The organism is Flavobacterium erciyesense, from assembly GCF_018069925.1.
Taxonomy (GTDB): Bacteria; Bacteroidota; Bacteroidia; order Flavobacteriales; family Flavobacteriaceae; genus Flavobacterium; species Flavobacterium erciyesense.
In genome coordinates this window covers 105,009-118,899 of the sequence record NZ_JAGPXB010000001.1, presented here as the reverse complement: position 1 = coordinate 118,899, position 13,891 = coordinate 105,009, and the positions used below count along the sequence as shown (strand labels likewise).

Here is a 13,891-nt window from a genome sequence, read left to right as displayed (position 1 = left end):
GTAATTTACTTTATAGAGCCGTTTGGTTAACCGGCCAATGTAGTTTTTGAAATAAATCCCAAATCACAATTCCTGCACTTACTGCAATGTTCAAGGAATGTTTGGTGCCCAATTGCGGAATTTCTATTGAGCCATCGCACAGAGCTACTGCTTCTTGTGAAACCCCGTGAACTTCGTTTCCAAACACAATTGCATAGCGTTTTTGTGGTTCTATTTTAAAATTTTGTAACAAAATTGCACTTTCTACTTGTTCAATTGCAAGTGTTGTAATATTGTCATCTTTTAGTTTAGTGATTACGTTAATAACGCTTTCACAATGCTCCCAAGCTACTGTTTCGGTAGCGCCAAGAGCTGTTTTATGAATTTCTTTGTTAGGAGGTGTGGCTGTGATACCGCAGAGGTAAATTTTTTCGATCAAAAAGGCATCCGAAGTACGAAAAACAGAGCCAATATTGTGTAGGCTTCTTACATCATCAAGAACTACGATGAGTGGTGTTTTTTCTGATTGTTTGAAATCAGCAATCGATTTTCGGTCTAACTCGCTATTTTCTAGCTTTCTCATATTTTGTATTTTATCAAAAAAAAAGCTTCCAGTTGGTTATGGAAGCTTTTCTAGTATGTTTGGAGTTCCTTAGCTTTTCGCTGCCTCAAGAGGTAATACGTTTCCTTTGATAGTTAATGTTTTACTTGGAGTTACTGCATTTGTAGTCAAAGTAACTGTTTTTGTAAACGGTTGTCCCGCTCTTGAAGTATCATATTTCACACCAATAACACCTTTTGCACCTGGAGCGATAGGTTGTTTTGGGTATGTTGGTACTGTACATCCGCAAGAACCTTGAGCGTTTGTAATAATTAACGGCTTGTTTCCGTTATTAGTAAATACAAATTCTCTTCTTCCGTCAGAGTTAGCGGCAATCGTCCCGTAATCAATAGTTTCTGTAACAAAAACCATCCCAGCGCCATTTACTTTAGCGCTAGCAATTTTCGTGTTTTTAGCTTTTAATTTCTTTGAAGTCTCTTGCGCATTCGAAGTAGTAACTCCCAAAGTAACTAGCAAGGCTAGAGCAATTATCTTTTTCATTTCTTTTAATTTTTATATGTTAGACAAATTTATGTAATTTTTCGTTTTATAGGCCTAATTTTTTCTTAAATAACTTGTTTAATTTTTTTGAATCTCCTCATTTTTGGCCAAAAAACTATAAATTCGCCCTGAAATTAAATTTAAAAAACAAAACACATTGGCCTCTAAAGATAAAGCAGTTAAGGAAACACCGTTGATGAAACAATACAATGAAATCAAAAGGAAGTATCCTGATGCTTGCTTATTGTTTCGTGTTGGGGATTTTTACGAAACCTTTGGTGAAGATGCCGTTCGAGCTTCGAAAATTTTAGGAATTGTTTTAACTAAACGAGGTGCAGGATCTGAGGGAGAAACTGCATTGGCCGGATTTCCGCATCATTCCTTAAATACTTATTTGCCTAAATTGGTCAAAGCGGGACTCCGAGTAGCTATTTGCGATCAGCTCGAAGATCCTAAAATGACCAAAACGATTGTGAAACGTGGCGTAACCGAATTGGTAACACCAGGAGTTTCGCTTAATGATGAGGTGCTTCAATCTAAAACTAATAACTTTTTGGCAGCCATTTATTTTGCCAATAAATCGATTGGTATTGCATTTTTAGATGTTTCAACAGGCGAGTTTTTAACCGCTCAGGGCAATGCGGAATATATTGATAAATTATTGCAGAACTTCAACCCAAGTGAGGTTTTGATTCCGAAAAATAAAAAAGTAGAATTTAAAGAAACTTTTGGCGAAGATTTTCACTGTTTTTATCTCGAAGATTGGATTTACAAACAGGACTACGCATTTGAAACTTTAACCAAGCATTTCCAAACGGTTTCCTTGAAAGGATTCGGGGTAGAGGAGTTGGCGGATGGAATTATCGCATCGGGAGCTATTTTGTATTATCTTTCAGAAACGCAACATAATAGAGTACAGCATATTACGTCAATTCAGCGTATTGCTGAAGATGCTTATGTTTGGATGGATCGTTTTACCATTCGTAACCTAGAATTATACCATAGTTACAATCCAAATGCGGTCACATTACTTGATGTGATTGATAAAACGCTTTCGCCAATGGGTGGACGTTTGCTCAAAAGGTGGCTGGCTTTGCCTTTAAAAGACAGTCATAAAATAAAAGGTCGACATGAAGTGGTGACTTATTTAAAAAATAATCAAGAAGTGCTCAAAGATATTCAAAATCAAATCAAGCAAATTTCTGATTTGGAGCGATTGATTTCAAAAATTGCTGCTGGAAAGGTGTCGCCGCGTGAGGTAGTGTACCTGAAGGAATCGTTAGATGCGATAGTTCCTGTTAAAAAGTTGGCTTTGGCTAGCCCGCAGGAAGCGGTAAAAATCATTGGTGATAGTTTGCATGGTTGCGATTTACTTCGCGAAAAAATAAATACGGTATTAAATCAAGATGCGCCAGTGGCTATTGCCAAAGGAAACGCGATTGCTACCGGAGTGCATACAGAGCTAGATGAGTTAAGAGCAATTTCAACTTCGGGTAAAGAATTTCTGGAGGGTATTGAAAAACGCGAATCACAAGCAACGGGGATTTCGTCATTAAAAATATCTTTTAATAATGTTTTTGGTTACTACATCGAAGTGCGAAACATGCATAAAGATAAAGTTCCTACCGAATGGATTCGAAAACAAACCTTGGTAAATGCAGAACGTTATATAACAGAAGAATTAAAAGAATACGAAACTAAAATTTTAGGCGCTGAGGAAAAGATTCACAAAATAGAAGTGGAATTGTTTGAGCAATTGGTAGCATGGATTGCAACTTACATCAAGCCTGTACAAATGAATGCTAATTTGATAGCGCAATTGGACTGTTTGTGTTCATTTACGCAACTTGCCATCGAAAATCAATATGTTTGTCCTGATTTAGACGAGAGTTTTGAGTTGGATATTAAAAACGGTAGGCATCCTGTTATCGAAAAGCAATTACCGGTAGGTACACCATATATAGCTAATGATGTTTTTTTAGATCGCGATACGCAGCAAGTTATCATGATTACAGGTCCTAATATGTCTGGTAAGTCGGCTATTTTGCGTCAAACTGCTTTAATTGTATTGCTGGCGCAAATGGGAAGCTTTGTTCCTGCAGAGAGTGTTCGAATGGGCGTTGTAGATAAAATTTTTACGCGAGTAGGAGCAAGTGATAATATTTCGATGGGAGAATCTACTTTCATGGTTGAAATGAATGAAACGGCATCTATCTTGAATAACATCTCAGATCGAAGTTTAGTTTTATTAGACGAAATTGGTCGTGGAACGAGTACCTATGACGGAATTTCGATTGCTTGGGCCATAGCTGAGTTTTTGCATGAGCATCCGGCGCAACCTAAAACTTTGTTCGCTACGCATTATCATGAGTTGAATGAAATGAGTGAATCGCTGACTCGAATTCAAAACTATAATGTGGCTGTAAAAGAATTAAAAGACACTGTTCTTTTTGTTCGAAAATTGGTAAAAGGAGGAAGTGCTCATAGTTTTGGAATTCATGTGGCTAAAATGGCTGGAATGCCCCAAATTGTGATTTTAAAAGCGCAAAAACTGCTTAAGAAGCTTGAAAAAAATCATTCTAGTGAATCGCTCAATGGAAATTCAGTTGCGAAGAGAGGCGCTAGTTTAAAAGAAGCGCAAACTGAAACCATGCAAATGAGTTTTTTCAACCTTGATGATCCTTTGCTAGAAGAAATAAAAGAGGAAATAATCAGTCTTGATATTAACACCATAACGCCTATGGAGGCGTTAATGAAACTCAATGAAATTAAAAGAATGTTGACTCGAAAATAATTTCTCTTTTTAAGCACACGTTATCAGATTGTTATCGTTTTTGTTTAATTTTTTTGCAAAAAAGACTTGTTTAATCCAATAAATGTCCTAAATTTGCATCCGCAATACAGAACAAGTGTTGTAGTTCTTTTAAATACAAAATGCGAAAATAGCTCAGTTGGTAGAGCGCGACCTTGCCAAGGTCGAGGTCGCGGGTTCGAGCCCCGTTTTTCGCTCAAACACCTCTTAATGCTCGGATGGTGAAATTGGTAGACACGCTGGACTTAAAATCCAGTGAACAGCAATGTTCGTGCGGGTTCAAGTCCCGCTCTGAGTACAAAAGCCCCTTCAATTGAAGGGGCTTTTTTTATGACCTAAAGTCAAAGGATATATTTTGTTCTGATTGAAAAATGGTCAAGTCGTAAAGCGAGGTTTAATTTTGAAAAAACAATCAATATGGGGGCTTTTGTGATAAGTAAGCGTTACAATGACGAGTATAAGTTTGTTTTTACCTCAAGGAAAGGGAAAGTGATTTTTACAAGTTTGAGTTACGAATTAAAGTTCGAGGCCGAGGAGGCTATTGAACATTTTAAAAAAGTACTTTCGTCAGCTGATTTTTTAAAATTTAAATCGACCAGTGGGAAGTTTTTTTTTAAAGTAGTTCTCGAAGGGCATCATTTTGCTACCAGTCGAAAATACACAACGGCTTTGCGTTTGCAAAAAGGGATAGATGAAATTGTGAAATACGGCTCGGCAGCAGAGATCTTAGATTTCTCAACCAACGACTGTATTTTTTTAGATTAAAAGAAAAGAGTCTTGAAAACGATAACGTATTCAAGACTCTTTTTTGTTTTGCGATATGAAATTATTTCATTTTATGGCATAAAAAAGCCATCTCGCTAAGCGGATGGCTTTAAAATCTTTAGAATTTAGATTCTAATTATTTTTTTACAGCTTCAGCAGCTTCTGTAGCAACCTCAGCAGCTTCAGTTCCAGCAGCAGCAGCAGAATCAACTACTTGAGCAGCAGAATCAACAACTTGTGCAGCAGAATCAACTACCATAGCAGCAGAGTCAACAGCAGTTTCAGTTCCTTCAGCAGGAGCATCAGCTTTTTTACAAGAAACAACAGTTAATACAGCAACAGCAGCTAAACTTAAAAATACTTTTTTCATCTTAATTTAATATAAAGGTTAATTATTAATTCGTGGCAAAGATATAAATTTTTTAATATGGAAAATATTTTTTCATTTATTTTTTAAAAAATATTATTCTTTCCCATTGTCCAGCAAATTTACAATTATTGTGCCAGTTTTTGTATGTCAAAGGCAATTTTTTTTAAAGTTTTATTTGGACTTTTTTTCTGACTGCTTTTGTTTTAATGGTTTATTTATCAATGTCTTGTCTTTTTTTGGATGTACAAGCTTTAATTCGGCCATTAAGTTTTTTGCCCCAGCGTATTTGTCCATGATAAATAAGACGTATCTTATGTCTACCATGATGTTTCTACAGATACTTGGATCATAGTAAATATCACTCATTGTACCTTCCCATACACGGTCAAAATTTAGTCCAATCAAATTACCGTTGGCATCTACTGCAGGACTTCCTGAGTTACCTCCTGTAGTGTGGTTTGTTCCAATGAAACACACGGGCAATTTACCGGTAGCATCGCTGTAATTGCCGTAATCTTTATTTTTGTACAACTCCACTAATTTTGAAGGAACATCAAATTCATAATCTCCAGGAATGTATTTTTCCATAACACCTTCTAGGTAGGTAACAGGAGTGTATAAAGTAGCGTCTTTTGGTTCGTAACCCTTCACTTTTCCGTAGGTAACACGCAAGGTACTATTGGCATCTGGAAACAAACGACCGTTAGCATTAAGTTCTAATTGCGCTTTCATATACGTGCACTGCAAAGCAGTTATCGTTTGGTTTATCTCATCGTATTTAGGAGCAATTTGGATGTTGTAACTATCCGCAAGTTCTTTTACCAGTTGGTAGGCAGGATCTTTTCTTAGGTTGCCTAAAGCAGTAGTCGCATCACCAGAAAGTATTTCTTTTAAGCCCGCGTAGCTTGTAATTTTAGAAATGCTGTATATAGCGGTAGCTAGTTTTTTTGCATCAACATTTGCCAAGCTATTTGGTAAAAATTGTTTTGGTGACTTGGTAGTATACAAATCGATTAATTGTTCGAAAACTTTTTCATCGACAGTTGCATTGAAGTTTTTATAAAAATCAGCTAGCCCGCCAATTAAATTATTTTTTCGGTCATTGAAGGCTTGTTCACCTCTTGCATTGTACACTTGCTCTAGTTGGTACAAGCGGTATGCAGCACTTAACAACTCAGTGTTACGCTGTACGGTTTCCATAAAGTAATCTCTAGCTAGAGCGTAAGGAGCAATTGCTGTGTAGTTTTTATCAAAATCAGCAAGTAGGGTTCCGTATTCTTTTTCTTTGCCTGCTTTTTTTACTTTTTCTTGAAAAGTTTTTTCATCATTGCGTTTTACAGCTACAGCATTTGATTTTTGAAGACCTTGGGTTTCTCCAATCCATTTTTTCCAATAATTAGCAATACTAGCATATTTAGAGGCATACTGAATTTTAATAGCATTGTCTTTACGCATGAATCCGTCGGCTACTTTTAAGGCTTTATCGCGGATTTCAATTTTTGCAGGATTGAGTTCGTTTACAATTTGTTCAATGGCTACTGAGGGTAGGTACTCGTTTGTTTTTCCCGGATAACCAAAAACAAGGGTAAAATCATCTTCTGCTACACCGTCAAGAGAAATAGGCAAGAAGTGTTTTGGAGCATAAGGCACATTGTCTTTGGAGTATTTTGCAGGACGATTATTTTTATCGGCATAAATACGGAATAACGAAAAATCACCTGTATGACGTGGCCAAACCCAATTGTCTGTGTCAGATCCAAATTTACCGATTGATGTAGGCGGAGCACCAACCAAACGCACATCAGAAAAAGTCTCTGTTACAAAAAGAAGGTATTGATTGCCTTCGTAAAAAGTACGAATTTTGTTTTCTTGCCAAGATTCTTTCGGGAATGAGGCGCTCAAACGAGTAATGTTTTCTTGAATTTTTTTCTGTTTGTCGGCTTCGTTTGTGAGTGTCGCTGTACCTTCAAGTATTTGCGTAGTTACGTCTTCAATTTTCACTATAAAAGTAACAGTCAAATTTTCGTTTGGTAATTCGTCTTCCATTTTATAGGCCCAAAAACCATCGGCTAAATAATCTTTATCAACTGATGAGTGCGATTGAATTTGCGAATAACCGCAGTGGTGATTGGTAAGTAATAAACCTTTTGGCGAAATTACTTCAGAAGTACAGCCACCGTTAAAATGCGGCACTGCGTCTTTCATGCTAGACTGATTCACATCATAAATGTCTTTGATTGACATTTTCATGCCTAAATTCTTCATTTCGGTTTCATTCATTCCTTTCAATAAAGAGGGAATCCACATGCCGCCTTGTTGCGCTTGTGTTTGAATGACAAATAGTAATAAGAACAATTTTAAAAATTTCATTGGTATATAATTTAGTTTGAGAAAAGTGTGATACAATTAGATGATTTATTTGAAATATAATGGAAAAGAAAATGACTTAATGTCGTTTGCCTTTCCAAGTTCCTCCGTATTTATATTGAGGCAATGATTTTGATTTTTCGCAGCAAGATTGACAAACGAAAATCCAGTTTTTTCCCGTGGCGATTTGAACCCGAAACATTGTACTGGCTGCAATAGAACAAATTTCACATATTTTGGTTTTCATTTTATTAGCTCAATAGCGACGCTTCATTTTTAAAAGCAATATTTACTTTGAATAGGTTTCTATAAAACGAATCAATTTAATATATCTTTTAAAAAGTCCGTGTTTGATTATTTTATTAGCAATTTCAATCGGTTTTAAGACGCATTAATTTTCGATTATGCATTTCAAAACCGCTGGCAAGATACAATTTTTGTGCTTTTGTATTGTGTGGTTCTACCTCAAGATAGATCAGTTTTAACGATAATTTATGGCTTTCGGCTTTTATAAAATCTATGGCTTTGCTGCCAATGCCTTTGCCTCGAGCTCTTTCTATAACGAATAACTCATCTAAAAATGCAATTTTTCCTTGGTATTCAAAACTAAACACAAAAGTTAGAATAAGGTAGCCGACCACTTGCTCCTGCCTATAGATCAACCAAGCTTTTCCTCGATGATCGTTTTCAATAAATTCTTTCCAAAGATTTGTTGTTTTAGCGCTATCAAACGGATAATTATCAATGGCGTAGAACTCTTTCATTAAGCAAACTATGCTTTCTATAGTGCTTGCTTTGACAGGACGAAAGGTGATCATGGAGCAACTTTTTTTAAAATACTTGAAGTTGCGCCTTTGTTCATTTGTACAAAAGTGCTGCACATATGCCCTTTTTCGTGACGGATGTCTTCATTTCGAATTAAATTTTCAAAAGCCTCGTTCAGTTCTTGTTGATTGTTTATGGCAGTACACGCTTCCATGTTAACCAATGCGATTGCTTCTGCAAAATGCGAATAATTGGAACCAATAACGATTGGAACACCGAAAGTAGCTGGTTCTAAAACATTGTGTACGCCAGGATTTCCAAAGCCTCCACCCACGTAAGCAATATCAGCATAACTGTAAATTTTGGTCAAAATTCCAATGGTGTCAATGATAAAAACGTCATAATCCGCTAGGTTTTTATTTTCTTTTTCAGAGAATAAAACAGTTTTTCGGCTGATGCTGTTTTTGAGTTTTTGAATTTGATCGTCTTTAATATTGTGTGGAGCAATTATAAATTTCACATTCAAAGCGGTCGAGTTAAGGAAGTTTACAATGAAATCTTCATCTTTTGGCCATGAACTTCCCACAACAATTGTAGTAGTGTTGTCCTTAAATTGAGCAATAAAATCCAGTGTATTGTCTTTTTCTAAAATGGTAGCCACGCGATCAAAACGAGTGTCACCAGAAACAATAACGTTGCTTTTGCCTAACTGATGCAAGAGTTTTTTAGAACTTTCATTTTGTACAAAAAAGTAAGTAAAAGCATCGAGCGCTTTTCTGTAAAAGCCGCCATACCATTTAAAAAAGGCTTGGTTTTTTCTTAAAATTCCAGAAATCAAATAGCTTTTTAAGTTTCGTTTTTTGAGTTCGTTTAAGTAATTCGGCCAATATTCGTACTTGATAAAAAACACCATTTCAGGATGAACGAGGTCAAGAAATTGTTGTGCGTTTTCCTTTGTGTCCATTGGTAAATAAACCGTCACATCAGCTATAGCATTGTTTTTTCGGACTTCGTAACCTGATGGGGAAAAAAATGTCAATACAACTTTATGACTTGGGAATTGTTCTTTTATTTTTTCAATCACGGGCAATCCTTGCTCATATTCTCCTAGCGATGCAGCATGAAACCAAATGGTTTTGTCGGCTGGTTTTATTTGCTGTTCAAGTTGCGTAAAAACACCTTTTCTGCCGTCTACAAAAAGTTTCATTTTTGGACTTAAAAGCGCCACAATTTTCAAAAGAAAACTCGCAACTAAAACTAATAAATTGTAGATAAAAAGCATGGCTAAAAATTTTGGGCTAAAATACGTTTTCTTTAAATGAATTTCTAACGCATCATTTTTTTAAATTTCAAGACTGCGCAGTTTATTTTATTTTATTGCCTGCTTTTTAAGAAACGTTGCATTGGTATCAAGACATAAATAACTATTTTTGTTCTTCGTTTTAAGAAAGGAACAAGAATGTACTAGCAAGCTTCTCTTTCGAACATTAAACTGAAAATCGAAATGAAAAAAATCCAAATGGTTGACTTAAAAAGTCAATATGAAAAAATAAAAGAGGTTGTAGATGCTTCTATTCAAGAAGTTTTAGACACCAATACGTATATCAACGGACCTAAAGTGCATGAATTCCAAAAATCACTAGAGGAATATTTAGATGTAAAGCACGTAATTCCTTGTGCCAATGGTACTGATGCTTTGCAAATTGCAATGATGGGATTGGATTTGAAACCTGGCGATGAGGTCATCACTGCCGATTTTACTTTTGCAGCCACTGTTGAGGTAATCGCTTTGTTGCAACTAACTCCCGTATTAGTAGATGTAGATATGTACAACATGAACATCTCTATTGATGGGATTCGCAAAGCAATAACTCCAAAAACAAAAGCCATTGTACCGGTTCACTTGTTTGGACGTGCGGCCAATATGGAAGCCATTATGGCTATTGCCAAAGAACATAATTTGTACGTGATTGAAGATAATGCTCAAGCTATTGGTGCTAATTGCAAGTTCTCTGATGGTACAAAAAAGAAAGCAGGAACTATTGGTCACGTAGGAGCGACTTCATTTTTTCCTTCTAAAAATTTAGGATGTTATGGTGATGGTGGAGCAATTTTTACCAATGATGATGCTTTGGCTCACAAACTTCGCGGGATAGTTAATCACGGAATGTACGAGCGTTACCACCACGATGTTGTGGGTGTAAACTCAAGACTAGACAGCATACAAGCAGCAGTTTTGAATGCTAAATTACCTTTGTTAGATCAATATGGAAAAGCCAGACAAGATGCAGCACGTAAATATTCTGCGGCTTTTGAAGGGCACAAAAATATAATTGCACCAAGTATTTGTGATATTTGCGACTGTCACGTTTTTCATCAGTATACATTACGAATTATCGATGCAGATAGAAATGGATTGATGCAACACTTATTAGATAAAGGCATTCCTTGTGCAATTTATTACCCAATTCCGTTACATTCGCAAAAAGCATACACTGATGCTAGGTATAACGAAGAAGATTTTCCAGTAACCAATCAGTTGGTAACTGAAGTACTTTCGTTACCAATGCACACTGAATTAGATGATGAGCAAATTGCTTTCATTACATCGAGTGTTTTAGAATATCTACAATAATTTAAGAGACGCGGTTTTCGCGTCTTTTTTATGAATTAATTCAGTGTAAAAAATACACTTATAAAATAATTTATTATGAAGATACTAGTAACAGGAGGTTTAGGATTTATAGGTTCTCATACCGTGGTTGAATTGCAAAACGAAGGATTCGAAGTTGTGGTTGTTGATAATTTATCTAACACTTCTTTGGGTGTTTTAGATGGAATTCAAAACATTACGGGTGTGAAGCCTGCATTTGAAAAAATTGATTTAAGAGAAAAAGATAAAGTTCAAGATTTTTTTAAAAGACATGATGATATTGCAGGTGTGATACATTTTGCGGCTTCAAAAGCGGTGGGCGAAAGTGTTGAAAATCCGTTGTTGTATTATGAAAATAACATCAGTGCTTTGATTTATCTGTTGCAGGAATTACAACAAAAACCTGAAGCCAATTTTATTTTTAGTTCCTCTTGTACGGTTTACGGTCAAGCCGAAACAATGCCGATTACTGAGAATGCGTCTATTCAAACTGCCATGTCTCCATATGGAAATACCAAACAAATAGGGGAAGAGATTATTACAGATACAGTCAAAGTTACCAATATCAACGCGATTTTATTGCGTTATTTTAATCCAATTGGGTCTCATCCATCAGCTGAAATTGGAGAATTGCCACTAGGAGTGCCACAAAACTTAGTGCCTTTTATTACGCAAACCGGAATGGGATTGCGAGCTGAATTATCAGTTTACGGCAACGATTATCCTACGCCCGATGGCACTGCCATTCGCGATTATATTCACGTAGTCGATTTGGCGAAAGCCCATGTTATTGCATTACAGCGCTTATTGAATAAGAAAAATGAAACCAAAGTGGAGACGTTTAATTTAGGTACCGGTACCGGAAGTTCGGTTCTGGAAGTAATTGAAACTTTCGAGAAAGTAAGCGGAAATAAGTTACCTTATAAAATTGTGGGTCGACGAGAAGGAGACATTACATCAGCTTACGCAAGTACTGAAAAAGCTAATGAAGTTTTAGGTTGGAAAGCACAATCAACACTAGAAGAAGCTATGGCAAGTGCTTGGAAATGGGAACAGAAAGTTCGTATGTAGCGTTAGATTTTAGATACGCTCTTGCTAAATAGAATGAAAATCCTGAATTATCGAGATGATAATTCAGGATTTTTTCGTTCAAGTAATTTGTTGTAAATTCGTGAAACTAAGATATGAGTCATGGATGTTGAAAAAAACAAATCTGAAAATAGTAAAGCCGAAGAGCCTTCAATAGGTTATGAAACTTCAAAAATTAGGTTTAAGGGAATTGATAGAGCTACTTTTAATTTTGATGAAGAAGTTAAAAAAGGTTTGACTCCTGAACAAGCCAAAGCAGAATCCATTAAAAGAATTAGAGAGTGGTGGGCAAAATAGAAGTTGTTTTCACACCGCACATAATTGATTTTTTGGATGACTTAGTTCGTCTTTTGTATAAACAAGAATATTTTGGGTTTATAGAAACGGCGGAAGAGTATGTTAGTAAAATTTATGATTTCATCCCTGAAAACTTACGATTAAATAACCACAAAGTAACTCCACAAAAACTCCGATATTTAGGAACCAACTATATTTTTTACAAAGCGAATAATCGAACTACTTGGTACATATTCTTTGAAAGACAAGATTCTATATTTTTAATTACAGGGATTAGTAACAACCATTGTGAAGAAGCTAAAAGGTTATAAAAAAAAGTAAAGCCAAATCTGATAGGATTTGGCTTTTTTATGATTTATTTTTTTGCTGCTTCTTTCATTTTTGCTGCTGCTTCATCTAATTTTGCTGCACCTTTTTCAAGCGCTTTGCCAGTTTTTGATTGTAATGAATCTACTGCTTTATCCATTTTAACTTCAGCAGTGTCTAGTTTTTGATCTAGTTCAACTTCTACGGCATCTTTTGCCTCGTCTAATTTTTCTTTGGTTTCTTCTTTACAAGATACAGTTACTAATGCCAAAAAGGCTATTCCTAAAATTACTTTTTTCATATTTTATTAATTTATGGGTTTGTATTTTTAAAGATATAAAAAAATCCTCATAAACACATGCCTATGAGGATTTTTTCTAAGATCGACAAGTAGCTTATGCGTTGGCTGTAGCTGCTTCTTTATTGATTTTTCCAATTAATCCAGCAAGTACTTTTCCAGGACCAACTTCGGTAAATAAAGTTGCCCCATCAGCAATCATTTGCTGTACAGATTGCGTCCATTTTACAGGAGCGGTTAATTGTATGATTAAATTTTTCTTGATTTCATTCGGGTCCGAAACGGCACTTGCAGTTACGTTTTGATACACCGGACATATTGGTGTTGAAAAAGCGGTAGCTTCAATAGCTGCTGCAAGTTCTTCACGAGCTGGCTCCATCATTGGGGAGTGGAAAGCGCCTCCAACAGGTAAAATCAAGGCTCTTTTGGCACCCGCTTCTTTCATTTTTTCGCACGCTAATTCAACGGCTTTGTATTCGCCAGAAATTACCAATTGACCCGGACAGTTATAATTGGCAGCAACCACAACACCATCGATAGAAGTGCAAATGTCTTCAACAATTTTGTCGTCTAAGTTTAAAACAGCAGCCATTGTTGATGGAGTAATTTCGCAAGCTTTTTGCATCGCCAAAGCTCTTTGAGAAACTAGCTTTAGACCGTCTTCAAAAGATAAAGCGCCATTAGCAACTAGTGCAGAGAATTCGCCAAGAGAATGTCCCGCTACCATTTCTGGAGCAAAATTTTCTAGAGTTTTAGCTAAAATTACAGAGTGTAAAAAAACAGCTGGTTGAGTTACTTTGGTTTCTTTTAATTCTTCGGCAGTTCCTTCAAACATGATATCGGTGATGCGAAATCCTAAAATTTCGTTCGCTTTTTCAAATAATTCTTTTGCAAGAGGATTACTCTCGTACAAGTCTTTACCCATACCTGTAAACTGTGCGCCTTGCCCTGGAAAAACGTATGCTTTCATGTGTTTCTTTTAAAATTGAAAAAAATAAGGATAGAAATTACGACTCTATCTCGCTGCAAAAATACTATTTTTTTGCATCAATCAATAGTTCCTTTTTAGCAGGTAATTGTGTAACGCT

At 35.9% G+C, this 13,891-nt stretch carries 14 protein-coding genes and 2 tRNA genes; 8 read left to right on the top strand and 8 right to left on the bottom strand.

Going from position 1 to position 13,891, the window contains the following annotated elements; all coding sequences use genetic code 11:
* Nucleotides 1-10: 10 nt before the first annotated feature.
* Both KBJ98_RS00560 and KBJ98_RS00555 read right to left on the bottom strand, forming a co-directional pair.
* Nucleotides 11-562: an RNA methyltransferase gene (locus KBJ98_RS00560; protein WP_210787834.1), complete on the bottom strand. Its 552-nt coding sequence runs from the start codon at nucleotides 560-562 to the stop codon at nucleotides 11-13.
* A gap of 69 nt (nucleotides 563-631) precedes the next feature.
* The gene (locus tag KBJ98_RS00555; protein ID WP_210787833.1) at nucleotides 632-1,081 is read right to left on the bottom strand and encodes a DUF1573 domain-containing protein; all 450 of its coding nucleotides are present in this window, start codon (nucleotides 1,079-1,081) and stop codon (nucleotides 632-634) included.
* A 157-nt stretch (nucleotides 1,082-1,238) separates the two neighbouring features.
* On the opposite strand from KBJ98_RS00555, the gene mutS reads away from it, so the two are divergent.
* The 4 genes from mutS (at nucleotide 1,239) to KBJ98_RS00535 (ending at nucleotide 4,658) form a co-directional block, all read left to right on the top strand.
* Nucleotides 1,239-3,875, top strand: coding sequence for a DNA mismatch repair protein MutS (mutS, locus tag KBJ98_RS00550; RefSeq protein WP_210787832.1), 2,637 nt, complete (start codon nucleotides 1,239-1,241; stop codon nucleotides 3,873-3,875).
* Between the two features lie 142 nt (nucleotides 3,876-4,017).
* Nucleotides 4,018-4,090, top strand: a tRNA-Gly gene (locus tag KBJ98_RS00545).
* 15 nt (nucleotides 4,091-4,105) lie between these two features.
* Nucleotides 4,106-4,191, top strand: a tRNA-Leu gene (locus KBJ98_RS00540).
* A 119-nt stretch (nucleotides 4,192-4,310) separates the two neighbouring features.
* The gene (locus KBJ98_RS00535; protein ID WP_166133199.1) at nucleotides 4,311-4,658 is read left to right on the top strand and encodes a YegP family protein; all 348 of its coding nucleotides are present in this window, start codon (nucleotides 4,311-4,313) and stop codon (nucleotides 4,656-4,658) included.
* A gap of 136 nt (nucleotides 4,659-4,794) precedes the next feature.
* Here KBJ98_RS00535 and KBJ98_RS00530 read toward each other — a convergent pair whose 3' ends face one another.
* The 4 genes from KBJ98_RS00530 to KBJ98_RS00515 all read right to left on the bottom strand — a co-directional run bounded on the left by KBJ98_RS00530 (nucleotide 4,795) and on the right by KBJ98_RS00515 (nucleotide 9,442).
* Nucleotides 4,795-5,028 carry a PG1828 family lipoprotein gene (locus tag KBJ98_RS00530; RefSeq protein ID WP_210787831.1) on the bottom strand — a complete coding sequence of 78 codons (234 nt, stop codon included), beginning with the start codon at nucleotides 5,026-5,028 and terminating at the stop codon, nucleotides 4,795-4,797.
* 171 nt (nucleotides 5,029-5,199) lie between these two features.
* Nucleotides 5,200-7,398 carry a S46 family peptidase gene (locus KBJ98_RS00525; RefSeq protein ID WP_210787830.1) on the bottom strand — a complete coding sequence of 733 codons (2,199 nt, stop codon included), beginning with the start codon at nucleotides 7,396-7,398 and terminating at the stop codon, nucleotides 5,200-5,202.
* 368 nt (nucleotides 7,399-7,766) lie between these two features.
* A complete protein-coding gene (locus KBJ98_RS00520) occupies nucleotides 7,767-8,213 on the bottom strand; it encodes a GNAT family N-acetyltransferase (RefSeq protein WP_225899029.1) in 447 nt (148 codons plus the stop codon).
* The gene (locus KBJ98_RS00515) at nucleotides 8,210-9,442 is read right to left on the bottom strand and encodes a 3-deoxy-D-manno-octulosonic acid transferase (RefSeq protein ID WP_210787829.1); all 1,233 of its coding nucleotides are present in this window, start codon (nucleotides 9,440-9,442) and stop codon (nucleotides 8,210-8,212) included. Before KBJ98_RS00515 ends, KBJ98_RS00520 begins: the two co-directional genes overlap by 4 nt.
* A gap of 222 nt (nucleotides 9,443-9,664) precedes the next feature.
* Between KBJ98_RS00515 and KBJ98_RS00510 the strand changes: the two genes are divergently transcribed.
* From KBJ98_RS00510 to KBJ98_RS00495, 4 genes are all read left to right on the top strand, one after another.
* On the top strand, nucleotides 9,665-10,795 hold the full coding sequence (locus KBJ98_RS00510) for a DegT/DnrJ/EryC1/StrS family aminotransferase (protein WP_210787828.1): 1,131 nt from the start codon (nucleotides 9,665-9,667) through the stop codon (nucleotides 10,793-10,795).
* A gap of 75 nt (nucleotides 10,796-10,870) precedes the next feature.
* The gene (gene galE, locus KBJ98_RS00505) at nucleotides 10,871-11,884 is read left to right on the top strand and encodes a UDP-glucose 4-epimerase GalE (protein ID WP_210787827.1); all 1,014 of its coding nucleotides are present in this window, start codon (nucleotides 10,871-10,873) and stop codon (nucleotides 11,882-11,884) included.
* Nucleotides 11,885-12,004: 120 nt separating this feature from the next.
* Nucleotides 12,005-12,199 (top strand): hypothetical protein, encoded by a 195-nt coding sequence (locus KBJ98_RS00500; RefSeq protein WP_210787826.1) that lies wholly within the window; start codon nucleotides 12,005-12,007, stop codon nucleotides 12,197-12,199.
* Nucleotides 12,187-12,510, top strand: coding sequence for a hypothetical protein (locus KBJ98_RS00495; protein WP_210787825.1), 324 nt, complete (start codon nucleotides 12,187-12,189; stop codon nucleotides 12,508-12,510). Before KBJ98_RS00500 ends, KBJ98_RS00495 begins: the two co-directional genes overlap by 13 nt.
* Before the next feature lie 44 nt (nucleotides 12,511-12,554).
* On the opposite strand, the gene KBJ98_RS00490 is transcribed toward KBJ98_RS00495, so the two are convergent.
* The gene (locus KBJ98_RS00490; protein WP_210787824.1) at nucleotides 12,555-12,806 is read right to left on the bottom strand and encodes a hypothetical protein; all 252 of its coding nucleotides are present in this window, start codon (nucleotides 12,804-12,806) and stop codon (nucleotides 12,555-12,557) included.
* Between the two features lie 94 nt (nucleotides 12,807-12,900).
* On the bottom strand, nucleotides 12,901-13,773 hold the full coding sequence (fabD, locus tag KBJ98_RS00485) for an ACP S-malonyltransferase (protein ID WP_210787823.1): 873 nt from the start codon (nucleotides 13,771-13,773) through the stop codon (nucleotides 12,901-12,903).
* Between the last annotated feature and the right edge of the window lie 118 nt (nucleotides 13,774-13,891).